21 protein-coding genes and 1 tRNA gene are annotated in these 23,321 nt (G+C 73.9%); 11 read left to right on the forward strand and 11 right to left on the reverse strand.

Translation table 11 applies throughout. From position 1 onward, the window contains the following. The first annotated feature begins 24 nt into the window (after positions 1-24). Entirely contained in the window at positions 25-798 is a 774-nt protein-coding gene (locus ABD158_RS17215; protein ID WP_344008906.1) for a YaaA family protein, read from the forward strand. A gap of 16 nt (positions 799-814) precedes the next feature. Here ABD158_RS17215 and ABD158_RS17220 read toward each other — a convergent pair whose 3' ends face one another. The 4 genes from ABD158_RS17220 to ABD158_RS17235 form a co-directional block, all read right to left on the reverse strand. Beyond that, positions 815-1,528, reverse strand: coding sequence for a histidine phosphatase family protein (locus ABD158_RS17220; protein ID WP_344008862.1), 714 nt, complete (start codon positions 1,526-1,528; stop codon positions 815-817). Further along, positions 1,525-2,229, reverse strand: coding sequence for a zinc ribbon domain-containing protein (locus ABD158_RS17225; RefSeq protein ID WP_344008864.1), 705 nt, complete (start codon positions 2,227-2,229; stop codon positions 1,525-1,527). Before ABD158_RS17225 ends, ABD158_RS17220 begins: the two co-directional genes overlap by 4 nt. Positions 2,230-2,301: 72 nt before the next feature. After that, positions 2,302-3,429 carry a Nif3-like dinuclear metal center hexameric protein gene (locus tag ABD158_RS17230; RefSeq protein WP_344008866.1) on the reverse strand — a complete coding sequence of 376 codons (1,128 nt, stop codon included), beginning with the start codon at positions 3,427-3,429 and terminating at the stop codon, positions 2,302-2,304. A 42-nt stretch (positions 3,430-3,471) separates the two neighbouring features. After that, on the reverse strand, positions 3,472-5,004 hold the full coding sequence (locus tag ABD158_RS17235; RefSeq protein WP_344008868.1) for an AMP-binding protein: 1,533 nt from the start codon (positions 5,002-5,004) through the stop codon (positions 3,472-3,474). A gap of 126 nt (positions 5,005-5,130) precedes the next feature. Between ABD158_RS17235 and ABD158_RS17240 the strand changes: the two genes are divergently transcribed. From ABD158_RS17240 to ABD158_RS17250, 3 genes are read left to right on the forward strand one after another with little or no spacing between them, the layout of a single operon-like run. Next, positions 5,131-5,520, forward strand: coding sequence for a hypothetical protein (locus tag ABD158_RS17240; protein WP_344008870.1), 390 nt, complete (start codon positions 5,131-5,133; stop codon positions 5,518-5,520). Next, positions 5,489-7,114 (forward strand): sensor histidine kinase, encoded by a 1,626-nt coding sequence (locus tag ABD158_RS17245; RefSeq protein ID WP_344008872.1) that lies wholly within the window; start codon positions 5,489-5,491, stop codon positions 7,112-7,114. Before ABD158_RS17240 ends, ABD158_RS17245 begins: the two co-directional genes overlap by 32 nt. Next, the gene (locus ABD158_RS17250; RefSeq protein ID WP_344008874.1) at positions 7,099-7,767 is read left to right on the forward strand and encodes a response regulator transcription factor; all 669 of its coding nucleotides are present in this window, start codon (positions 7,099-7,101) and stop codon (positions 7,765-7,767) included. The genes ABD158_RS17245 and ABD158_RS17250 overlap by 16 nt, the downstream gene beginning before the upstream one ends. 22 nt (positions 7,768-7,789) lie before the next feature. Here ABD158_RS17250 and ABD158_RS17255 read toward each other — a convergent pair. The 4 genes from ABD158_RS17255 to ABD158_RS17270 all read right to left on the reverse strand — a co-directional run bounded on the left by ABD158_RS17255 (position 7,790) and on the right by ABD158_RS17270 (position 10,617). Further along, positions 7,790-7,861, reverse strand: a tRNA-Val gene (locus ABD158_RS17255). Positions 7,862-8,028: 167 nt separating this feature from the next. Beyond that, positions 8,029-8,517, reverse strand: a complete 489-nt coding sequence (locus tag ABD158_RS17260; protein WP_344008876.1) for a peroxiredoxin — start codon at positions 8,515-8,517, stop codon at positions 8,029-8,031. 68 nt (positions 8,518-8,585) lie between these two features. Beyond that, positions 8,586-10,196 (reverse strand): AMP-binding protein, encoded by a 1,611-nt coding sequence (locus ABD158_RS17265; protein ID WP_344008878.1) that lies wholly within the window; start codon positions 10,194-10,196, stop codon positions 8,586-8,588. 43 nt (positions 10,197-10,239) lie between these two features. Beyond that, a complete protein-coding gene (locus tag ABD158_RS17270) occupies positions 10,240-10,617 on the reverse strand; it encodes a DUF3052 domain-containing protein (RefSeq protein ID WP_344008880.1) in 378 nt (125 codons plus the stop codon). 258 nt (positions 10,618-10,875) lie between these two features. Here ABD158_RS17270 and aceE point away from each other — a divergent pair, with 258 nt between their 5' ends. Beyond that, complete coding sequence (gene aceE / locus ABD158_RS17275) at positions 10,876-13,653, forward strand: pyruvate dehydrogenase (acetyl-transferring), homodimeric type (protein ID WP_344008882.1); 2,778 nt, start codon at positions 10,876-10,878, stop codon at positions 13,651-13,653. 106 nt (positions 13,654-13,759) lie between these two features. Here the strand turns inward: aceE and ABD158_RS17280 are convergent, their stop codons facing one another. Further along, the gene (locus ABD158_RS17280) at positions 13,760-14,737 is read right to left on the reverse strand and encodes an alpha/beta fold hydrolase (protein ID WP_344008885.1); all 978 of its coding nucleotides are present in this window, start codon (positions 14,735-14,737) and stop codon (positions 13,760-13,762) included. Between the two features lie 122 nt (positions 14,738-14,859). On the opposite strand from ABD158_RS17280, the gene ABD158_RS17285 reads away from it, so the two are divergent. The 6 genes from ABD158_RS17285 (at position 14,860) to ABD158_RS17310 (ending at position 21,500) form a co-directional block, all read left to right on the forward strand. Next, positions 14,860-16,149, forward strand: coding sequence for a PucR family transcriptional regulator (locus ABD158_RS17285; protein ID WP_344008887.1), 1,290 nt, complete (start codon positions 14,860-14,862; stop codon positions 16,147-16,149). Positions 16,150-16,229: 80 nt separating this feature from the next. Next, positions 16,230-17,417, forward strand: coding sequence for an acyltransferase domain-containing protein (locus ABD158_RS17290; RefSeq protein ID WP_344008889.1), 1,188 nt, complete (start codon positions 16,230-16,232; stop codon positions 17,415-17,417). Further along, complete coding sequence (locus ABD158_RS17295; RefSeq protein WP_344008892.1) at positions 17,414-18,409, forward strand: beta-ketoacyl-ACP synthase III; 996 nt, start codon at positions 17,414-17,416, stop codon at positions 18,407-18,409. The genes ABD158_RS17290 and ABD158_RS17295 overlap by 4 nt, the downstream gene beginning before the upstream one ends. A gap of 52 nt (positions 18,410-18,461) precedes the next feature. Next, positions 18,462-18,707 (forward strand): acyl carrier protein, encoded by a 246-nt coding sequence (locus tag ABD158_RS17300; RefSeq protein WP_344008894.1) that lies wholly within the window; start codon positions 18,462-18,464, stop codon positions 18,705-18,707. 64 nt (positions 18,708-18,771) lie between these two features. After that, the gene (locus tag ABD158_RS17305; protein ID WP_344008896.1) at positions 18,772-20,052 is read left to right on the forward strand and encodes a beta-ketoacyl-[acyl-carrier-protein] synthase family protein; all 1,281 of its coding nucleotides are present in this window, start codon (positions 18,772-18,774) and stop codon (positions 20,050-20,052) included. Then, positions 20,052-21,500 carry a carboxyl transferase domain-containing protein gene (locus tag ABD158_RS17310; protein WP_344008899.1) on the forward strand — a complete coding sequence of 483 codons (1,449 nt, stop codon included), beginning with the start codon at positions 20,052-20,054 and terminating at the stop codon, positions 21,498-21,500. The genes ABD158_RS17305 and ABD158_RS17310 overlap by 1 nt, the downstream gene beginning before the upstream one ends. Positions 21,501-21,581: 81 nt before the next feature. On the opposite strand, the gene ABD158_RS17315 is transcribed toward ABD158_RS17310, so the two are convergent. After that, positions 21,582-22,109, reverse strand: coding sequence for a DUF3145 domain-containing protein (locus ABD158_RS17315; RefSeq protein ID WP_344008902.1), 528 nt, complete (start codon positions 22,107-22,109; stop codon positions 21,582-21,584). Positions 22,110-22,273: 164 nt separating this feature from the next. Then, the gene (locus ABD158_RS17320; protein WP_344008904.1) at positions 22,274-22,936 is read right to left on the reverse strand and encodes a tetratricopeptide repeat protein; all 663 of its coding nucleotides are present in this window, start codon (positions 22,934-22,936) and stop codon (positions 22,274-22,276) included. Positions 22,937-23,321 lie beyond the last annotated feature (385 nt).

Below are 23,321 nucleotides of genomic sequence, written 5' to 3' on the forward strand. Positions count from 1 at the left end.
GGCCCCTAGCCTGTCGGCGTGCTGATGCTGCTGCCGCCGAGCGAGGGCAAGACCGCTCCCCGGCGGGGACGCCCCCTCGACCTGGGCTCGCTGTCCTCCCCCGGGCTCACCGGTGCCCGGGAGGAGGTCCTCGACGCCCTCGTCGGCCTGTGCGAGGGCGACCCCGCGACGGCGGCCCGCGTGCTCGGGGTGACGGCGGGACAGCTCTCGCTGGTCCACGCCAACGCCGACCTCCGGCTGGCGGCGACCGCGCGCGCCGACCGCGTCTACTCGGGGGTGCTGTACGACGCCCTCGACCTCGCGGGCCTCGACGCCGCCGCCCGCCGCCGGGCCAGCAGCCGGGTGGCGATCACGTCGTCGGTGTTCGGGGTCCTGCGACCCGCCGACCGCGTCCCGGCGTACCGGCTCAGCGGTTCGGTGGGCCTGCCGGGCCTCGGCTCGGTCGCGGGCCACTGGCGCTCGCACCTCGGAGGGGCCGTCACCGACCTGCTGGGCGGGGGGTTGCTGGTCGACCTCCGCTCCGGCACGTACGCCGCGTTCTGGCGGCCACCGGCGGCGCTCGCCGGCCGGGTGGCCACCGTCCGCGTGCTCAGCGTCGCCCCCGACGGCGAGCGCTCCGTGGTCAGCCACTTCAACAAGCACACCAAGGGTCTCCTCGCCCGGGCGCTGCTCGTCGACGGCGCCGCGCCGCGCACCCCCGCCCTGCTGGGCGACGTGCTGCGCGACCTGGGCTGGGAGGTCGAGACCGCCGGGCCCACGCCCGCGGGGACGCGCCTCGACGTCCTGCTGCGGGCCTGAGCCCGGCGCCGGGACGTCAGGCCACCGGGCCCGCGGCTCCGGTGGGCCGTGCGTTGTAGAGACGCAGCGACGGCCGGTCGGGGCCGCCGTCGGCGTCGGCGTGGTAGCTGACGACCGTCAACGACGCCGGTGCGAGCTCCATCCGGAACACCGCCTCGAGCGGGGCGGCGAGCGCCTCCGCGACGAGCACCTTGATGGGGGTGACGTGGCTGACCACGACCGCCGTCCGGCCGCGGTGGGCCGCCAGCGTGCGGCCGAGGCCCTCGAGCACCCGCTCGCGCACGCCGGCGAAGGACTCGCCGTGGCCGCCGGCGACCGCGTCGACCCGACCCAGCCACGCGTCGAGGTCGGCCCCGTGCTGCTCGCGGACCTCCGCGAAGGTGAGCCCGTCCCAGGCGCCGAACTCCATCTCGGCGAACCCGTGCTCGAGGCTCGGGGCCGCGCTGTCCCAGGTCTCGGCGAGGACGGCCGCGGTCTCCCGGGTCCGGCGCACCGGCGAGGTCACCAGCGCCGTGCCCGGCGGCAGCGAGGGCGCCAGCCACGCCGCGGTCGCCCGGGCCTGCGCGACGCCCTCCTCGCTCAGCGGCGGGTCGGCCGACGCGAGGCCGCCCGAGAAGCGCTTGTCGACGGTGTGGGCGGTCACGCCGTGGCGCACCAGCAGCAGCGTCGTGGACTCCCCCGCACCGCCCCAGCCACGCGCCGGGGCCCGGTCGCCGGACCCGGTGCTCACAGCCCGGACTCGGCGGTGCGGACCAGGATCCGCGAGCACTCCTCGCAGCGCAGCACCGCGTCCGCCGGGGCCGACCGGATCACGCCGAGCTCGGCCGCGTCGATCGTGAGCCGGCAGCCCTGGCAGGCCCGGGCACGGAGCGCAGCGGCGCCCACGCCGTCCTTGCTGGCCCGCAGGCGCTCGTACAGCGCGGCGAGGTCCTCGGGGATCTGCTCGGCCACCGGGCCCCGCTCGGCCTCGAGCGCGACCAGGTCGGCGTCGATCTCCGCCGCGGCCGCGTCGCGGGCGGCGACGAGGTCGGCGAGCCGGTGGTCGATGGCCGCCAGCCGCTCCTGCGCCCCGTCGAGACGCCCCTGGGCCTCCTCGAGGCGCTCCATGACCTCGAGCTCCTGGTCCTCCAGGGTCGAGATCCTGCGGGCGAGCGAGACCAGCTCGGCGGAGATCCGCTCGAGGTCCTTGGGGTTGCCGACGGCGCCGGAGTCGAGGCGCTCCTGGTCGCGTCGCTGGCGGGCACGCACCTGCTCGACGTCGCCGTCGGCCCGGGCCTGCTCGGCGGTGAGGTCGTCGACGGCGATGCGCGCGTCACGGGCCTCGTCGTCGGTACGCCGGCGCTCGGTCTCGAGCCCGGCGATCTCGGTGAGCTCCGGCAACGACCGCCGGCGGTGACGCAGCCGGTCGGCGCGGGTGTCGAGCTCCTGCACGTCGAGCAGGCGCAGCTGGATGGACGGGTCGGCTCTCAGCGTGTGCTCCTTGGTGTCGGACCGGGACGGGTGTCAGACCCGGAGGTCCCAGGGGTCGGTCCGGGTCTCGCTCACCCGGGCCTCCACCGTATCGCCCAGCGCGGCCGCGAGCCGCCCCGCGAGGACGGGCAGCCAGGTCGACTCCGCGGCCCAGTGGGCGACGTCGACCAGGGCCGGGCCCTCGGGGCCCGCCGCCTCCGCGAAGTCGAGGGCCCGGTGGTGCTTGAGGTCGCTGGTCAGGTACACGTCGACGGGGGCCGAGGCCAGCTCGTCGAGCAGGAAGTCGCCGGAGCCGCCGCACACCGCGACCCGCCGGACGACGCGGTCCGGGGCACCGAGCGCCCGGACGCCCTGCGCGGTGGCCGGCAGGGCGTCGGCGACCGTCTCGAGGAAGCCCCGCAGGGTGGTCGGCTCCACCTCGCCGACACGACCGGTGCCCGCCTCCAGCGAGCCAGGTGACGCCAGCTCGATCAGCGAGTGCGCCGGCTCCTCGTAGGGGTGCGCGGCCCGCATCGCCGCGACCACCTGGGCTCGGAGCCGCCGCGGGAGGACCACCTCGATGCGCTCCTCCTCGACCACGGCGAGCGAGCCCACCTCCCCGATCGTCGGGTCGGCGCCCGGCAGCGGCCGGAACCGGCCCTGTCCCGCGGTGGTGAACGTGCAGTGGTCGTAGTCCCCGATCGCGCCCGCCCCGGCCTCCGCGACGGCGGCGCGCACCGGCGGCGCCGCGTCGGTCGGCACGAAGGCGACGAGCACGTCGAGCGGCTCGGTCGGGGCGGGCCGGATCGGGCGCAGCCGGCTCATCCCGAGCGCGGTCGCCAGCGCCTCGGAGACGCCGCCGACGGCGTGGTCGGCGTTGGTGTGCGCGGTCAGCAGGCCGCACCCGGCCGACGTCAGCGCCGCGAGGGCACGACCCTTCGGCGTCGTGGCCGCGACCGAGTGCACCCCCGTGAGGAAGAGCGGGTGGTGGACCACCAGCAGGTCCGCGTCCCAGGCGGCCGCCTCGCGGGCCACCGCCTCGGTGGGGTCGACGGCCACCATCACCTTGCGCACGGGCGCCGCCGGGTCCCCGGCGACGAGGCCCACGGCGTCCCAGGACTCCGCGGTGCCCGGCGGATACCAGTCGTGGATCAGCGCGACGGTCTCGCCCAGGGTCGTCATGGGCGACAGGCTAACGACGCCCGGGGGCGGCCCGACGAGGCGTCAGTTGACCTGGCGCTCGTAGCCCTCCCAGTAGGGCGCCCGCAGCTTGAACTTCTGCAGCTTGCCGGTGGCCGTGCGGGCCAGCTCGTCGCGGAACTCGATCGCCGTCGGGGCCTTGTAGCGCGCCACCCGCTCCTTGCAGTGCGCGATGAGGTCCGCCTCGGTCGCCGTCTCGCCCTCCGCGAGCACGACGAGCGCGAGGATCGTCTCGCCCCACTTCTCGTGGGGCACCCCGATCACGGCGACCTCCGCGACGGCCGGGTGGCTGAACAGGGCGTCCTCGACCTCGATGGAGGACACGTTCTCGCCGCCGGTGATGATGACGTCCTTGCGGCGGTCGGCGATGGTCAGGTAGCCGTCCTCGCCGATGGTGCCGCCGTCGCCGGTGTGGAACCAGCCGTCCCGCAGGACGCGCGCGCTCTCCTCCGGCTGCTCCCAGTAGCCCTCCAGGACCACGTTGGAGCGGGCGCGCACCTCGCCCTCCTCGTTGGTCGACAGCCGCACCCCCAGCGCCGGGGCGCCGGCACGGACCAGCCGGGTGGCGCGCTCGTGGGCGTCGAGGTCGTCCCACTCCGCGCGGGTGCGGTTGACCGTGAGCAGCGGCGAGGTCTCGGTGAGGCCGTAGATCTGGATGAACTCCCAGCCCAGCTCCTCCTCCACCCGCGCGACCGTGCGGGTGGGCGGCGGCGCGCCCGCGACGATGATCCGCACCCGGTCGCGCCCGGGGATCTCGCCCTCCCACGTCTGCGCGGCCTCGAGGACCGAGGCCACGACGGCGGGCGCCGCGCACATCACGGTGACGCCCTGGTCGCGCACGCGGCGCAGGATCTCGGCGCCGTCGACCTTGCGCAGGACGACGTGGCGCACCCCCATCCCGGTCATCGCGAAGGGCATGCCCCAGCCGTTGGCGTGGAACATCGGCAGCGTGTGGAGGTAGACGTCGCGGTCGGTGACACCGGCGTGGAGGGCGAACGTGGTGGCGTTGACCCAGATGTTGCGGTGGGTGATCTGCACGCCCTTGGGTCGCGCGGTCGTGCCGGAGGTGTAGTTGATGCAGGCGGTCGCGTTCTCGTCGGCCTCCCACGGCTGCGGGACGGCCCCGGGCGCGGCGTACAGCTCGTCGTCGTCACCCAGCACGTGCTTCACGTCGGCGTGGACCGACGACAGCGACCCCTCCAGCTCCGGGTCGACCCACAGCACCGAGGCCCCGGAGTGCTCGACGATGTAGGCGACCTCGTCGCGGCTGAGGCGGAAGTTCACGGGCACCAGCACCCGTCCGCTGCCGGCGACGCCGAAGAAGGACCCGAGCAGGCGTGCGCTGTTGTGCGAGACCACCGCCACCCGCTCGCCGACCCCCACCCCGAGCTCGTCGAGGCGCGCGGCCTGCCGCTGCGCCAGCGCGCCGAGGTCGGCGTAGGTGAGCTCCCCCAGCGAGGGGGCGGGCTGCTGCGGCTCGTCGACGACACCGACCCGGTCGGCGTACACGGTGGTCGCACGGTCGAGGAAGTCCGACACGGTCAGCGGCACGAGCATGGTGGAGTGACCCCGATCACGATGGACGACAGGTGGGGTCACTGTAGCCACGGTCGCGACCGAGGATGAGAGTCCTCTCATGGTGTTCTCACCCCCGTGCCACCCGGGCGCGGCAGGCTCTGCGTCATGACAACGGTGTGGAAGGTGCTGCTCGGTCTGGCCCTCGTGGTCCCGATGGGGGCGTACGTCGTCGGCTCGCTCGTGGCGTCCTCCAGCACACCCGTCGCCGAGCAGAGCGCGGTGGTGGTCCCCCGGGCCCCCAGCAGCCCGTCGATCGCGCCGGGCACGCGCTTCGAGGAGCGCGCCACCGCGCCGACCCCGACGCCCCCGCCGGCCGGCGACGACGACACCGCGGGCGACGACGACGTCGACGACAACGGCGTCCGCATCGTCACCCCCGAGCCCCAGCCGGTGCCGCAGGGCGGCGGCGGCGACGATGACGACGATGATGATGACGACGACGGGGACGACGACGGGGAGGACGATGACGACGGGGACGACGACGGGGACGACTGAGGCCCCGCGCTCCCGGCGCCCGTGGCGCCTGCCCGGCGGCTTCTCGGTCCGCACCCGGATCACCGTCGTCATCACCCTCCTCGCGGCGCTGTCGCTCGCCGGGGCGGGCCTGCTGGTCTACGTCCTGGAGTCCGCGCGCGTCGAGCGGCAGACCACCGAGCAGGTCCAGCAGGAGATCGCCGAGTTCCGGGAGCTGCAGCTGCGCGGCGACGACCCGGAGACGGGTGAGCCGTTCACGAGCGCGCCGCGCCTGCTGGAGCTCTTCATCGCCCGCAACGTCCCCGACGACGACGAGATGCTGGTCATCTACCCACCCGGGGCGGGCGCACCCACTGCGCGGACGCCCAACCCGAACGGTGAGGAGATCCTGCGCGAGGAGCGCTACCGCTCCACGGTCGCCGACCTGGAGGACACCGGCGGCACCCGCGTGCTCGAGGACTTCGACCCGTACGGCGAGACCTGGGTGACGGTGCTGCCGGTGCAGGAGGAGGACCGCGACGAGGCCGGCGCCCTCGTGATCGTCAACTTCCTCGACGACGAGCGCTCGGAGATCACGGACACGATCCGCACCTACGCGATCGTCGCACTGCTCAGCCTGGGCCTGATCGTGCTGCTGGCCGGCACCCAGTCGGGTCGCCTGCTCGCTCCGCTGCGCACCCTGCGAGACACCGCCGAGGACATCCGCACCACCGACCTCTCGCGCCGGATCCCCGAGCGCGGCAACGACGACATCACGGCGCTGACGCGGACCGTCAACACGATGCTGGACCGGCTCGAGGACGGCTTCGGCGCCCAGCGGCAGTTCCTCGACGACGCCGGGCACGAGCTGAAGACCCCGCTCACCGTGCTGCGCGGCCACCTGGAGCTGCTGGACCCCGACGACGCGGCCGAGGTCACCGAGACCCGCGAGCTGCTGCTGGAGGAGATCGACCGCATGTCCCGCCTGGTCGGTGACCTCATCCTGCTCGCCAAGGCCGACCGCCCCGACTTCACCACCCTGCGCCCGGTCCCCGTGGCCGGTCTGGTCCGGGGGGTGCTGGCCAAGGCGCGCGGCCTCGGCGACCGCGTCTGGCACGACGACGGCTCGGACGGCGGGACCGTGCTCGCCGACGAGCAGCGGCTCACCCAGGCGCTGCTGCAGCTCGCCGACAACGCGGTCAAGCACACCGGCCCCGGCGACCTGGTGGCCGTCGGGTCGGAGGTCGTGGGCGACCGGGTGCGGCTCTGGGTCCGCGACACCGGCGACGGCGTCCCCGAGGCCGACCGCGACCGGATCTTCCAGCGCTTCGGGCGCAGCATCGTGCGCCAGGGCGACGAGGGCTTCGGGCTCGGCCTGTCGATCGTGTCCGCCATCGTCGCGGCGCACCACGGCACCGTGCACGTCGAGGACGGCGAGCCCGTCGACGGACGGCCCCGCGGGTCCCGCTTCGTGCTCACGCTGCCCCACGAGGGCGCCCCGACCACAGCCCCGACCTCGGCCCCGACCTCGGCCCATCCCTCGGCCCACCCCTCGGCCGCCGACCAGGCGCCCGAGACCACCACCCCCCTGCCCGTCGTACGCACCTCGGAGGAGCACTCGTGGCCCGCATCCTGATCGTCGAGGACGAGGACCGCATCGCGTCCTTCGTCGCCAAGGGCCTGCGGGCCGACGGGCACGTCGCGACCACCGTCGGCGACGGCCACTCCGGCCTCGACGAGGCGCTGTCGGGCGGCTACGACCTCGTCGTCCTCGACATCGGCCTGCCGGGCATGGACGGCTTCGAGGTCCTCGACCAGCTGCGCTCCTCGGGGTCGCGGGTGCCGGTGGTGGTGCTGACCGCGCGCGACTCCGTCACCGACACCGTCGCGGCGCTGGAGACCGGCGCCGACGACTACATGCCCAAGCCGTTCCGTTTCGCCGAGCTCCTCGCCCGCATCCGGCTGCGACTCCGGCAGGGCCAGGAGGGGCCCGCGGGCCGCGAGGACGCGATCAGCGTCGGCGAGGTCACCCTCGACCTGCGCACCCGACGCGCCACCGTGGGCGAGAGGCAGGTCGACCTGTCGGCGCGCGAGTTCACGCTGGCCGAGATCTTCATGCTCAACCCCGGCCAGGTGCTCTCCCGCGAGCAGCTGCTCGACCACGTGTGGGGCTTCGACTTCGACCCCGGCTCCAACGTCGTCGACGTGTACGTCGGCTACCTGCGCAAGAAGTTCGGGGCCTCGACGATCGCGACGGTGCGCGGGATGGGCTACCGCTTCGACGCCTGAGGCGCCGCAGGGCCGTCCCCGGTGGGCGCAGAGGGGATCGAACCCCCGACCACCTCGTTGTAAGCGAGGGGCTCTACCGCTGAGCTATACGCCCGGGCGCCCCGTGGCCGAGGCGCGGACATCCTGGCACAAAGAAGTCGCGCCGCTGGCGTCTCGGGTCACCAGCGGCGCGACGTGGCCAGTATGGCACTCGCACGGTGAGCCCGTCAGCCGGAGGACCGGATCGCGGACCGTCGGGACGCTCCCGGACCCGGCCTGAGGTCAGAGGGCCGCGCGCAGCTCGCGCAGGTGCTGGTCGAGGTCGCGGCCCTGCGGGACCGAGTTGTGCACGGCCCAGCGCACGAGACCCTCGCGGTCCAGGACGTACGACGAGCGCCGCGGGCAGCCGCGGGCCTCGTCGAACACGCCGTACGCGCGGGTGACCTCGCCGTGGGGCCAGAAGTCGCTGAGCAGCGGGAAGTTGAGCCCGTCGGCGTCGGCGAAGGCGCGCACGGCGGGCAGCGGGTCGCAGGAGATCGCGACCACCTCGGTGTCGAACGTGAGGAACTCGGCCAGCCGGTCCCGCACCTCCGTGAGCTCGCCGGTGCAGACCCCCGAGAACGCCCAGGGGTAGAACAGCAGCGCGACCGCCTTCGTCCCGCGGTAGTCCGACAGGGACACCTCCTGGCCGAACTGGTCCTGCAGCGTGAAGTCCGGAGCCGGTCGGCCGAGCTCGAGGCCGGCCTGCTCACCGGTGGCGCTGGTGGTCATGGCGACATCCTTGCACCGGGCCCCACCTCGCCGCCGGGGAGCGGCGAGGTCCGCCCCGCCCGACGGGCTCAGTCGGCGTCGAGGTCCTTCTTCAGGACCTTCCCCGTCGCGTTGCGCGGCAGCTCGTCGAGGAAGACGAAGTCGCGGGGCACCTTGTAGCGCGCGAGGTTGGCCTTCACGTGCTCGCGCAGGGTGTCCTCGTCGGCGGCGTCGGGGCCCGTCAGCACGACGAACGCCCGCAGGCGCTTGCCGAAGTCGTCGTCGTCGACCCCGATCGCGGCGGCCTCGTGGACGGCGTCGTGGCGCGCCAGGCAGTCCTCGACCTCCTGCGGGAACACGTTCTCGCCGCCGGAGACGATCATGTCGTCGTCGCGGCCCTCGACGTAGAGCCGCCCGTCGTCGCCGATCCGACCGACGTCGCCGGTCGACATCAGCCCGTCGAGGACCTCCTTGTGGCCACCGCCGGTGTAGCCCTCGAAGAGCAGGTCGTTGCCGACGAAGATCCGGCCCGACTCCCCCCGCGGCAGAGCCTCGCCGTCCTCGTCGAGGATCCGCACCACCGTCGCGTACGGCGGGCGCCCGGCCGAGTCGGGTGCCTCGCGCAGGTCCTCGGGCGTCGCGATGCTCACCCAGGAGACCTCGGTGGAGCCGTAGATGTTGTAGAGCGTGTCGCCGAACTGGTCCATCCAGGCGGTCGCCAGGTCCCCCGGCAGCGCGGACCCGGAGGCCGCGACCGCCTTGACGTGGGAGAGGTCGTGGTGGCGCAGGGTCTCCGCGGGCAGGCGCAGGATCCGCTGCATCATCACGGGGATGACCACGATCGAGTCACAGCGCTGGTCCACGACGGTGGCCAGGCACTGCTCGGGGTCGAAGGTGCGCCGCAGCACGATGGTCGAGCCCAGCAGCATCGCGAGCATGTAGTGCGCGTAGCCCCAGGTGTGGAACAGCGGCGCCGCGATGTGGGTGCGCCAGCCGGTGCGCAGCTGCATCCGCGACAGCATCGACACCGCCGCCGACAGGCCGGCCTCCTTGCGGGGGGCGCCCTTCGGGGTGCCCGTCGTGCCGGACGTGAGGATGACGACGCGGCCGTGGCGCGCGGGCGGGTCCAGCGGCGCCTCGTCGCCCGCCCCGATGAGCCGCTCGAGGGTCACGGTGCCGTCGGCGGGTGCCTCGTCGGTCCACGCCAGGACCCGGTCCACGCCCTCGACGCCGCTGAGCAGCTCGGTGAACTCCTCGTCGTGGACGAGGAGGTCCGGGGACTCCCGCTCGAGCACCTCGGTCAGCTGCGGGCCGGCGAAGGCGGTGTTGAGGTACAGCGCGTCCGCCCCGAGCTTGGCGACGGCGATGCTGGTCTCGACGAAGCCGCGGTGGTTGCGACACATCAGCGCGACCGAGCCGCCCTGGGCCACGCCCCGCCCGCGCAGCGCGTGGGCCAGGGCGTTGGTGCGGCTGTCGAGCTCCGACCAGGTCAGCTCGCCCAGCTCGTCGACGAGGCCGACCGCGTGGGGGGCACGGACCGCGAGGGAGATGAAGCCACCGGCCGGGCCGGTGCCCCACCGGCGCAGCGTGGCACCGAGACCGACGAGCTTCTTCGGCGAGTAGGGCCGGATGACGCCGGCCTCACCGAGGACGCGCAGGCTGACGAGGGCCGACGACGCGCCGGCAGCGATCTTTCCCATGACTGGCGGGGGTCCTTCTGGCTGGTGGGGGGCTGGGCCGGTGTCAGTCGACCGTGCGCGGGGCGACGAGGCGCGTCGCGGCCCAGTCCTTGCTCACGGTCGCGGTGGTGGTCTGCGAGAGGCCGGCGATCGGCGCGGCCTCGGCGACGTCGGCGGCGGCCACGGCGTTGGGCCGGCCGACCTTGGGCGTCATCAGCCAGATCGCGCCCCCACCGACGAGGTCGGTGATCGCGTCGACGAGGCCGTCGACGAGGTCGCCGTCGTCGGAGCGCCACCACAGCAGCACGGCGTCGACCACGTTGCCGTAGTCGCCGTCGACGAGGTCGCCGTCCACCGTGTCCTCGATGGAGATGCGCAGCTCGTCGTCGGTGTCGGAGTCCCAACCGAGCTCCTGGACCACCGATCCGGCCGTGAATCCCATGCGTTCGGCCGGGCTCGCGGCCCCGGTCTGGGTGGATCCCCCACCCGCGGTCGAGCTCACTGGCACCTCCGCCGTCCTGGGGCGGTCGCCGCCCCCGTCGCGCTGTGTGCCCCGGCCCGGTCGGACCGAGGTTGTGGGGTAGTCCATCCGACTTGCCGGGGCTGCGCAACCCCGCGGGGGTGTGACGGTGCCCGACTGCGGCCCGGGGCTACTCGTCGGTAGATTCCTCGGCCCCCGCGAGCGTGACACGATGAGGGGGTGAACGACGATCGCCGTACCGGCCCCGCCGCCCGCTCGGTCATCCACGAGGGGCTGCCGACCCAGCTCCCGGACATCGACCCCGACGAGACCACCGAGTGGCTCGACTCCTTCGACGCGATGCTCGACGGCCGGGGGCGCGACCGCGCCCGCTACGTCATGCTCCGCCTCCTCGAGCGTGCCCGCGAGAAGCAGGTCGGCGTGCCCGCGCTGCGCAGCACCGACTACATCAACACGATCCCGCCGGAGCGGGAGCCGTGGTTCCCGGGCGACGAGGACGTCGAGCGCCGGATCCGCGCCTTCATCCGCTGGAACGCCGCGGTCACGGTGACCGCCGCGAACCGCAAGGGCCTCGAGGTCGGCGGCCACATCGCGACGTACCAGTCCTCGGCGAGCCTGTACGAGGTCGGCTTCAACCACTTCTTCAAGGGCAAGGACGCCCCCGGCGGCGGCGACCAGGTCTACATCCAGGGTCACGCCTCCCCCGGCATCTACTCCCGCGCCTACCTCGAGGGCCGCCTCGACGAGCAGCAGCTCTACCGCTTCCGCCAGGAGGTGCAGCACGGCGTGGGCAAGGGCCTGCCGTCCTACCCGCACCCGCGGCTGATGTCGGACTTCTGGGAGTTCCCGACCGTCTCGATGGGTCTCACGGCGATCAACTCGATCTACCAGGCCCGCTTCAACCGCTACCTCTCCAACCGCAACATCAAGGACACCTCCGACCAGCACGTCTGGGCGTTCCTCGGCGACGGCGAGATGGCCGAGCCCGAGTCGCTGGGGGCGATCGGCGTGGCCGCACGCGAGGAGCTCGACAACCTCACCTGGGTCATCAACTGCAACCTGCAGCAGCTCGACGGCCCGGTCCGCGGCAACGGGAAGATCATCCAGGAGCTGGAGTCGCAGTTCCGCGGCGCCGGCTGGAACGTCATCAAGGTCGTCTGGGGCCGCGAGTGGGACGACCTGCTCGCCCGCGACGTCGACGGCGTCCTCGTCAACGCGATGAACAGCACCCCCGACGGCGCCTTCCAGACCTACTCCGTCGAGGGCGGCGACTACGTCCGCGAGAACTTCTTCGGCGGCGACCAGCGCCTGCGCGCCATGGTCGAGCACATGAGCGACACCCAGATCCGCAAGCTGCCCCGCGGCGGCCACGACTACCGCAAGGTCTACGCCGCCTTCGACGCCGCGACCAAGCACGTCGGGCAGCCCACGGTGATCCTCGCCAAGACCATCAAGGGCTGGACGATCGACGCCCTCGAGGGCAAGAACGCCACCCACCAGATGAAGAAGCTCACGCCCGAGGACTTCAAGAAGTTCCGCGACCGGCTCTACCTGCCGATCAGCGACCGCGACCTCGAGCGCTCCTACGAGGAGACCGGCTCCGCGCCCTTCTTCCACCCGGGCAAGGACGCCCCCGAGATCGAGTACATGCTCGAGCGCCGCACGGCGCTGGGCGGTGCGGTGCCGCGCCGGGTCGTGCGGTCCAAGCCGCTGACGCTGCCCGGTGACGACGTGTACGCCGAGCTCAAGAAGGGCGCCGGCAAGAACAAGGTGGCCACCACGATGGCCACCGTGCGCCTCCTGCGCGACTGGATGAAGGACCCCGAGATCGGTCAGCGCATCGTGCCGATCGCTCCGGACGAGTACCGCACGTTCGGCATGGACTCGATGTTCCCGACCGCCAAGGTCTACAACCCGGCCGGGCAGCGCTACGAGGCCGTCGACCGCAAGCAGCTGCTGGCCTACAAGGAGTCGACCTCGGGCCAGCTGCTCCACGAGGGCATCTCCGAGGCCGGCGCCATGGCGTCCGCGACGGCCGTGGGCTCGTCGTACTCGACGCACGGCGAGCCGATGATCCCGTTCTACATCTTCTACTCGATGTTCGGGTTCCAGCGGACCGGCGACTCGATCTGGGCGATGGCCGACCAGCTGTCGCGCGGCTTCCTGATCGGCGCCACCGCGGGTCGCACGACCCTGACCGGCGAGGGACTGCAGCACGCCGACGGCCACTCCCCGCTGCTGGCGGCGTCGAACCCGGCGATCGTCCACTACGACCCGGCGTTCTCCTACGAGATCGCGCACATCCTCCGCTCGGGTCTGCACCGCATGTACGGCGAGAGCGACGGCACCCTCGGCGAGGACGTGATCTTCTACCTCACCGTCTACAACGAGCCGGTCGCGCAGCCCGCCGAGCCCGAGGACCTCGACCACGAGGGCCTGCTCAAGGGCATCCACCGCACCTCGGTGTCCGAGGGCGAGGGTCCCCGCGTGCAGCTGCTCGCCTCCGGCGTCGCCTACCCGTGGATCGAGGACGCCAAGCGGATCCTCGCCGAGGACTACGGCGTGCAGGCCGACACGTGGTCGGTGACGTCGTGGAACGAGCTCGCCCGCGACGCGATCGCGGTCGAGGACTGGAACCTGTCCCACCCGGGCGAGGCCCCCCGCACGGCGTACGTCGCCGACAAGCTGGGCTCCGGCAACGGCGGCCCCGTCGTCGCGGTGTCGGACTACATGGCCGCGGTGCCGCTGCAGATCGCCCGCTGGGTGCCGGAGGACTACCGGGTGCTCGGCACGGACGGCTTCGGGTTCGCCGACACCCGTCCCGCCGCGCGTCGCTACTTCAAGGTCGACGCGGCGTCGGTGGTCGTGCAGGCGCTGCAGGCCCTCGCCGAGGCCGGCGAGATCGACGGCGCGGTCGTCGAGAAGGCGTTCGCCACCCTGCGCATCGACGACCCCACCGCGGTCGCCGACGTGAAGCAGGAGGGCGGCGACGCCTGATCCGCTCGTCCCGCGAGGGGCGAGCCGGTCGCCGCCGCCGAGTCGTCACGTCATCCCGTTCGTCCCGGCCCCGGGGCCGGGATCTCGTGCCGACTCGGCGGGGTGATCAGGCGCTGGGCAGCGCGACGACCTGGGCGACCGGGGCGACCGGGGCGTCGCCGGCCTCGGACTGGGCGACCTCGACGGCCGGGCCCTCCCGCAGCAGCCGACGCCACTGCGTGCGCGTGTGTGCCGCCGGCTCGGTCGAGTCGACGAAGTCGACCAGGGTGTCCACGAACAGCTCCGGGTGGTCCTTGTGGGCGAAGTGGCCCGCGTCGGGGAACACCACCACCCGCGCGCCCGGGGCGAGCGCGGCCGCGTGGTGGGCGTGGCTGACCGGGATCACCCGGTCGTCGGCGCCCCAGACCACGCACATCGGCATCGCCCGGGTCAGGTAGGCCCGGTCGCTCATCGTGACGATCTGGCCCTTCCAGTCCACGACGGCCCGGACGACGTGACGGATCGCGTGCCGGGCGCGGGGGTCGCGGAAGCTGTCGTAGATGTCGGCGACCTCGCCGAGGTCGCGGGCCGCCGGGACCCCGCTGCGGCTGAGCAGGCGCAGGCCGGTGGCTCCGACGTGCCGCACGACGGGCAGCGTCAGGACGCCCATGGCCTGGTGGAAGCCCGGCGTGGTGACCGCGCGGATCAGCGGGCTGACCTCCGGACCCATCCCGCCGGTGCTGACGAGCGCGATCCGCTCGGTGCGCTCGGGGAACTGGTAGGCGAACTGCATCGCCACCCCGCCCCCGAAGCTGTGGCCCACGACCGTCACCCGGTCGACGCCGAGCACGGTGAGCAGGTCCCGCATGCCGTTGGCGTAGCCGCCGACGCTGTAGTCGGCGCGGGGCTTGTCCGACTGGCCGTGGCCGAGCATGTCGGGCGCGATGACCGTGAAGCGGCGCGCGAGGGCGTCGACGACCGGGTCCCAGGTCGTGTGGTCGCAGCCGAGGCCGTGCAGCAGCAGCAGCGCGGGCCCGCGGCCCCGCTTCACGTAGGCACGCCGGTGGCCGTGCACCGTGACGAACGAGACCTCGTCGGACGACATCTGGGCATCCAACCACGGACGCGACACCGGCGGGCCATCCCGTCCCCGGCGCCGCCCGTCTGCCGGCCCGGTGCGCTCCGACTGCCCCGCGGCGCGGCACCGGGGTCGACTAGCCTGCCCGGGTGGAGGGGCAGGGCTGGTCGCGCGACCGGGCGGTCGCGTCGCTGCAGCGGGCGACCGGTGCGCTGGCCACCGCGGCCACCGCCCGCATGGAGTCCGACATGCCCTGGTTCGCGGGCCTCAGCGCCCAGGAGCGGTCCTGGGTCGGGATGATCGTGCAGGCCGGCATCCGCGGCTTCGTCGACTGGTACGCCGATCCGGCCGGTCCCGGGGCCGGCGGCGAGCCGGTCGCGGGTGCCGGGGACCCGACCGGGGCCGGGCTGGCGGGTCCCCACAACGTCACGGACACCGTCGGGGCCCCCGGCGCGGGACAGCCGTCCGCGCTGGCCTCGGAGGTGTTCGGGGCCGCGCCGCGCGAGCTGACGGGGGTGATCAGCCTGCGCCAGACCGTCGACCTGGTCCGCACGGGCATCGAGGTCGTCGAGGAGAACCTCGACGACATCCTCGACCCCCGCGACTTCGCCGAGGTCCGGGCCGAGGTCCTGCGCTACGCCCGGGAGGTCGCGTTCGCGACCGCCGAGGTCTACGCCCGGGCCGCGGAGGTGCGCGGCGCCTGGGACGCCCGGCTCGAGGCGCTCGTGGTCGACTCGGTGCTGCGCGCCGAGGCCGACGAGACCGTGCTGTCCCGCGCGAGCGCGCTCGGCTGGTCGGGCCGCGGCGGCGTGACCGTCGTGCTCGGCTCGGTGGCCGACGAGCGGACCGAGACCGACCTGTTCGACGAGGTGCGCCGCCGCGCCCGCGCCGCGGGCATGGACGCGCTCTGCGCCGCCCAGGGCGAGCGCATGGTGGTGGTCCTGGGCGGGGTCGCGGGCGACGGCGACCCCCTGCCGGCCGCGACCGCCGTCGCCGGTGTCTTCGGTCGCGGCCCGGTGGTCGTGGGTCCGATCGAGGCCGACCTCGCGGGCGCGCACGTCTCCGCGCGCGCCGTGATGTCGGCCCACCGCGCCGCCACCGGCTGGCCCTCGGCGCCGCGACCGGTGCGCAGCAGCGACCTGCTCCCCGAACGGGCCCTCGCCGGCGACGGCCACGCGCGCCGACAGCTGGTCGACGAGGTCTACCGCGCGCTGGAGGAGCACCCCTCGATGCTCGCCACCCTCGACGCGTACGCCGACGCCGGCGGGTCGGTGGAGGGCACGGCGCGCGCGCTGTTCGTGCACGCCAACACCGTCCGCTACCGCCTGCGCCAGATCACCGAGGTCACCGGCTACGACCCGGCGGTCGGCCGGGAGGGCCTGACGCTGCGGATCGCGATGATCCTCGGGCGCCAGGCGACGACCCGCAGCGCTTTGTAGGGTTCTGACAACGCGGGCGGGGTGCTTTTCGTGCGCGGCTGGGGCGAGGCCCATGCCCCCGGACCGGCACAGTGGTCCTCGTGCTGGTCATCGTCGCTCCCGGACAGGGGGCCCAGAGCCCCGGATTCCTCGCCCCGTGGTTGGAGGACCCGACCTTCGCCGGCCGGTTCGAGTGGCTCTCCACCGTGGCCGGGATCGACCTGGTCGCCCACGGCACCACCTCCGACGCCGAGACGATCCGCGACACCCGGGTCGCCCAGCCCCTGCTGGTGGCCTCCGGGCTGGTCGCCGCCCTCGAGCTGTTCCCGCACCCGGCCGACGCCTACACCAGCATCGGGGCCGTCGCGGGCCACAGCGTCGGCGAGCTGACCGCCGCGGCGGGCGCCCGGGTGATCACCGCTGAGCAGGCGATGGTGCTGGTCCGTGAGCGCGGCCGTGCGATGGCCGACGCCGCCGCCGCGACGCCCACCGGGATGACCGCCGTCCTCGGGGGCTCGCGCGACGAGGTCCTCGTCGTCCTCGAGCGCCACGGGCTCACCCCCGCCAACGTCAACGCCGACGGGCAGGTCGTCGCCGCCGGGACCCTGGCGCAGCTCGAGGCCCTCGCCGCCGACCCGCCCGCCAAGGCCCGGCTGACCCCCCTGTCGGTGGCCGGCGCCTTCCACACCGAGCACATGGCGCCCGCCGTGGGCCACATGGCGGGCCTGGCGCGCTCCGTGTCGACCCACGACCCGCGCACCGCCCTGATCTCCAACCGCGACGGCCGCGTGGTCCACGACGGCCGCGACGTGCTGGCACGCATGGTGGGGCAGATCTCCTCGCCGGTCCGCTGGGACCTGTGCATGGAGACGATGCTCGACCTCGGCGTCACGGGGATGCTCGAGATGCCGCCGGCCGGCACCCTCACGGGCATCGCCCGGCGTGCCATGAAGGGGGTCGAGACCTTCGCCCTCAAGACGCCCGACCAGCTCGACGACGCCCGCGCGTTCTGCGAGAAGCACGGTGCCGCCTCCCACCTGGACGCCAACCCGACCTGGCGGATGGTGGTCTCCCCCGTCAAGGGCACCTTCCACCGCCCCGCGGGGGTCGCGGAGGGCGACGTCCTCGGTCCCGACGCCCCGATCGGCGAGGTCAGCAGCCTGCGGGACCGCCTCCCGATCACCGCCGCCCACGGCGGACGGGTCGTCGAGTGGCTGGTGGAGGACCAGGACCCCGTGGCCCCCGGCCAGCCGCTGGTCCGTCTGCACCCCGAGGGTGGCCAGGGATGATCACCGTCCCCGCGGGCGCGCCGTACGCGAAGCTGATGGGCCTGGGCGTCTACCGCCCCAGCCGTATCGTCCCCAACTCCGAGATCGTCGGGGCGATCGACTCCAGCGACGAGTGGATCCAGCAGCGCTCCGGGATCCGCCAGCGCCGGTGGGCGACCGAGGACGAGACCCTGCAGATGATGACGACGGAGGCCTCGCGCCGTGCGCTCGAGGACGCCGGGGTCGACGCGGCGCAGATCGACTGCGTCATCGTCGCCACCGTCAGCCACATGATGCAGACCCCCGCGGTCGCGACCCTCGTCGCTCACGACCTCGGCACCGAGCAGGCCGCCGCGTTCGACGTCTCCGCCGCGTGCGCCGGCTTCTGCCACGCGGTGGCGATGGCCAACGACATGGTCCGCTCCGGCTCGGCACGGCACGTGCTCGCGATCGGCGCCGAGCGGCTCTCGGAGATCACCGACCCCACCGACCGCGGGTCGGCGTTCATCTTCGCCGACGGCGCGGGCGCGGTCGTGGTCGGCCCGAGCGAGACGCCCGGCATCGGGCCGGTCGTGTGGGGCTCGGACGGCGCCCAGTACGACCTGATCCGCTCGCGCGAGGACTGGCGCGACGTCATCGCCAGCGACGAGCCGCGGATGCCGCACCTCGTCATGCAGGGCAACGCGGTGTTCCGCTGGGCCTCCTTCGCGATGGCGAAGGTGGCGCAGCAGGCGCTCGACCTCGCCGGCGTCTCCGCCGAGGACCTCGACGTCTTCGTCCCCCACCAGGCCAACAACCGGATCACCGACGCCATGGCGCGCTCCATGAAGCTGCCCGCGAAGGTGCGCATCGCCCGCGACATCGCCGACCAGGGCAACACCTCGGCGGCCTCGATCCCCCTCGCCCTCGAGCGCATGGTCGCCGAGGGCGAGGCCAGCAGCGGCGACCTCGCCCTGTTCGTCGCGTTCGGCGCCGGCCTGGCCTACGCGGCCCAGGTCGTCGTCGTCCCGTGACACCCGCACCACCCGAACCCACCCAGTAGCACCCACCGAGAAGGAGGCCCCCGTGGCCAGCACCGAAGAGATCCGCACCGACCTCGCCGACATCGTCAACGAGGTCGCCGGCGTGCCCGCCGAGGACGTCCAGCTCGACAAGTCGTTCGTCGACGACCTCGACGTCGACTCGCTGTCGATGGTCGAGGTCGTCGTGGCCGCCGAGGAGAAGTTCGGCGTCACCATCCCCGACGACGAGGTCAAGAACCTCAAGACCGTCGGCGACGCCGTCGCCTTCATCGAGCGCGCCCAGGGCTGAGTCCCACCACCCGCGCTGCCGCCGGCTCGGCCCAGCCCACCACCACCTCCAGGAGGAGCACCTGATGTCGCAGACCCGCGTCGTCGTCACCGGACTCGGGGTCACCAGCCCCGTCGGCGGTGACGTCCCCACCACCTGGAGCGCCCTCCTCGAGGGCCGCTCGGGGGTGGCCCCCCTCGAGGAGGACTGGGCCGAGCCGCTCGGCGCGCGGATCGCCGCGCGCGTCGCCGTGGAGCCGTCCGAGGTGCTCGACCGGGTCAAGGCCCGGCGCCTCGACCGCTCCGGCCAGTTCGCGATGGTCGCCGCGCTGGAGGCCTGGCGCGACGCCGGTCTGCGCGTGCCCGACCCGAAGGCCGAGCCCGACGAGATCGACGGGCACGCCTCGGGCGTCGACCCGGAGCGGTTCGCGGTGGCCATGGCCTCCGGCATCGGCGGCGTCACGACGCTGCTGTCCAACTACGACAACCTGCTGGCGAAGGGCCCTCGCCGCGTCTCCCCCCTCGCGATCCCGATGCTCATGCCCAACGGCCCCGCGGCGGCGGTCGGCCTGGCGCTGGGCGCCCGGGCCGGCGTGCACACGCCGGTCTCGGCCTGCGCCGCGGGCAACGAGTCGATCGCCCTCGGCATCGACCTGATCCGCCTCGGGCGGGCCGACGTCGTGGTCGTCGGCGGCACCGAGGCCGCGATCCACGCCCTCCCGATGGCCGCCTTCGGCCAGATGATGGCCCTCTCGAAGCGCAACGACGACCCCACCGCCGCCTCGCGACCCTGGGACAAGGGACGTGACGGCTTCGTCCTCGGCGAGGGCGCGGGCGCCCTGGTCCTCGAGTCCGCCGAGCACGCCGCCGCCCGCGGCGCCCGCGTGTACGCCGAGGCCGCCGGCGCCGCCATCACCGCCGACTCCCACGACGTGGCGCAGCCCGACCCCTCGGGATCCGGTGCGACGCGCGCCATGGTGCGCGCGATGCGCGAGTCCGGCATCGACCCGGCCGACGTGGCCCACATCAACGCCCACGCGACTTCCACCCCGCAGGGGGACGTGGCCGAGGCCCTGGCCATCCGCAACGCGCTCGGCGAGTCCGCCGCGAGCGGGGCGGTCCTGACCTCGACAAAGTCGATGACCGGCCACCTCCTCGGTGCCGCCGGGGCCCTGGAGTCGGTCGCCACGGTGCTGGCGCTGCACCACCGCGTGGTGCCGGGGACCATCAACCTCGACGACCCCGAGGACATCGGGTTGGACGTGGCCGAGAAGAACCGCGACCTGCCCGCCGGCGACCTGGTCGCCCTCAACAACTCCTTCGGCTTCGGCGGCCACAACGTCGCCATCGCCTTCCGGAGCGCGTGATGAGCACCCCCGCCGCGGCACCCGCGGCCCCCGGCGCCCGCGTGAAGCTCCCCCGCGACCAGGACCCGCGCAACCCGGTGACCCGGCTGCGCGCGCTCCTCGACGACGGGACGCTGGAGCTGATCACCCCGGACGACGACTCGGGGATGCTGGCCGCGGTCGGCACCGTCCACGGCACCCGCGTCGTGGCCTTCTGCTCCGACGCCACCGTCATGGGCGGGGCGATGGGCGTCGACGGCTGCGGTGTCGTCGTGAAGGCCTACCACCGCGCGATGACCGACAGCGTCCCGATCATCGGCCTGTGGCACTCCGGCGGCGCCCGTCTCGCCGAGGGCGTCCTGTCGCTGCACGCGGTGGGCGAGATCTTCCAGGCCATGACCCAGGCGTCCGGCGTCGTGCCGCAGATCTCCGTCGTGCTCGGCCCCGCCGCCGGCGGCGCCGCCTACGGCCCCGCGCTCACGGACGTCGTCATCCTGGGCCCCGAGGGCCGCATCTTCGTCACCGGACCGGACGTCGTGCGCTCCGTGACGGGCGAGGACGTCGACATGCTCCGTCTCGGAGGTCCCGAGCCGCACGGGCGCCGCTCCGGCGTCGTGCACGTCCTCACCGAGTCCGAGGAGGAGGCCCTGGAGCGCGCCCGGACCGTCGCCACGCTCCTGGGCAGCCAGGGGAGCCTGGAGCTGGACGACGTCGAGGACCGCGACCTCGGCGCCGAGCTGCCCGAGAACCGCAAGCGGGCCTACGACGTGCACCCCCTCGTCGAGTCGCTGCTCGACGAGGGCAGCACCCAGGAGCTGCACGCCCGCTGGGCTCCCAACATCGTCACCGCGCTGGGTCGCCTCGGCGGTCGCACCGTCGGCGTCGTCGCCAACAACCCGCTGCGCCTCGGCGGGTGCCTCGACTCGCTGTCCGCCGAGAAGGCGTCACGGTTCGTCCGGCTCTGCGACGCGTTCGGCGTGCCCCTGGTGGTCGTCGTGGACGTGCCGGGCTACCTCCCCGGCGTGGGCCAGGAGTGGGACGGTGTCGTGCGCCGCGGAGCGAAGCTCCTCCACGCGTTCGGCGAGTGCGTGGTCCCCCGGGTCACCCTCGTCACGCGCAAGACGTACGGCGGCGCCTACATCGCCATGAACGCCCGCTCGCTCGGCGCGACCCGCGTCTTCGCGTGGCCCGGCGCCGAGGTCGCCGTCATGGGCGCCGTGGCCGCGGTGCGGATCCTGCACCGACGCCGGCTCGCCGACGTCGCGCCCGACATCCGACCGCAGGTGGAGGCCGAGCTGGCGGCCGAGCACGAGAGGATCGCCGGCGGCGTCGACCGGGCGATCGAGATCGGCGTCGTGGACGAGGTCGTGGAGCCGGACGTCACCCGCGGCGCCATCGCGCGGGCGATCACCGACGCGGTGCGCCGCGACGGGGTGCGCCGCGGACGCCACGGCAACATCCCGCTCTAGACGGCGACGTACCGGGCACGACGACGGGCCCCTCCGCCACGGCGGAGGGGCCCGATCGACGTGTGTACCTCGAGCGGCGCGTTAGACGACCTGGTGCAGCCAGCGGACGGGGGCGCCGTCGCCGGCCCGGCGGAAGGTCTCCAGCTCGTCGTCCCACGGCTTCCCGAGCAGCCGGTCCAGCTCGTCGGGCAGGGAGGCCTCGCCCAGCGCGGCCTTCATCGCGGCGGCGCGGAGCCGGTCCTCGGGGATCATCAGGTCGCCGTGCAGGCCCGTCACCCCGTGGAAGACACCCAGCGACGGCGTGTAGGACCACCGGCCGCCCTCCGTGCCGGAGGTGGCCTCCTCGGTGATCTCGAAGCGCAGGTGCTCCCAGCCGCGCAGCGCCGAGGTGATCGCCGCGGCCGTGCCGGCCGGCCCGGACCACGACAGCTCACCGCGCTGGGTGCCGGGCTGGGCGGGCTGCGGAATCCAGTCGAGGCTCACGGCAGCGCCGAGCACGCCGGCAGCCGCCCACTCCACGTGGGGGCACAGGGCCGTCGGCGAGGCGTGCACGAACAGCACACCGCGCGTCGTCGGGCCCGCGGGTCGGGGGGTGATACGTGTGGTCACTTCGGTCTCCTTCGTGCACCGGCGTCGAGGTACGCCTTCCCCAGCGGTCTCGATCGGTCCACGCGGACGTGGTGACGCGTGTGAACTTGTGGTGCCATTGTGACCCAGAGCCGGGCTCCGCGCCAGTCCCCGCGGGGATCCCGGCGTGCGACGCCTGCCGCGGATCAGCGCTCGAGCGCCCGCTCCAGTGTGGCGGCGCGCGCGGCCGCGTCGGTGAGCTCGTCGGCGTCGATGGCGTGGGCGCGGTGGAACCACTCCAGCGCGTCCTCGCGTCGCCCGGCCGCCTCGAGGGTGTCCGCGTACGCGTAGCGCAGCCGCACGACCCAGGCCTCACGGTTCTTCGCGTTGAGGGGCGCCTGCTCCAGCACCCGCAGCGCGGCGTCGAGCTGGCCCAGGTCACGACGGGCGCCCGACTCCACGAGCGTCATCTCCGCCTTCGCCGGAGCGGCGAAGTTGCGGACCGACGGACTCTGGGCGAGCTTGAGGGCCTGCTGCGGCTGACCGAGTGCACGGTGGCAGTCGGCCATGATCGGCAGGTAGGCCGTGGCGCCGTTCATGCGCTTCGCGGCCCGCAGGTCCGCGAGGGCCTCGTCGTAGTGACCGGCGGCGTAGGCCGCCTCCCCGTTCGCCTCGCGCACCACGGCGAACCGCGACGCGCGGGCACGGGCGGCCTTCGTGTGCTGGTAGGCGGTCTCGGGGTCGCTGTCGACGACCCGCTGCGCCGCCGCCAGGTGCCGGGCGACACGGGCCGCGAGCTTGTCCGGCAGGCCCTTCAGCTGGGAGGTCACCGACGGGTCGAGCTCGCGCGCCGTGACGTCCTCGGGCAACGGGGGCCCGTCGTAGGTCGCCTGGTCGGCGGTGCGGTCCTCACGTCGGGGGGCCCGGTCGCGGAACCCCCCGCGGGCACGGTCGTCACCGCCGCGCTGGGGGCCACGACCGTCCGTACGACGGCCACCGGACGGACGACCGCCACCCCCGGAGGAGCGCCCACGGCCGGCACCGCCCCCCTGGCCCGGTCGCGAGGAACCTCCGCCGGTGCGGGAGGGACGTGAGGAATCGGCCATGGCGGTGCGTGCTCCTGCTCGAGTCGGTGAAATGCAACGAGGGGGCCACCTGGGTAGGTGACCCCCTCGTCGTTCCTGCAAAGTGGATGTCCGGCGGCGTCCTAGTCTCCCACAACCTCTCGGTTGCAGTACCATCGGCGCTGAAAGG

Source organism: Nocardioides lentus (assembly GCF_039529515.1).
Classification (GTDB): domain Bacteria; phylum Actinomycetota; class Actinomycetes; order Propionibacteriales; family Nocardioidaceae; genus Nocardioides; species Nocardioides lentus.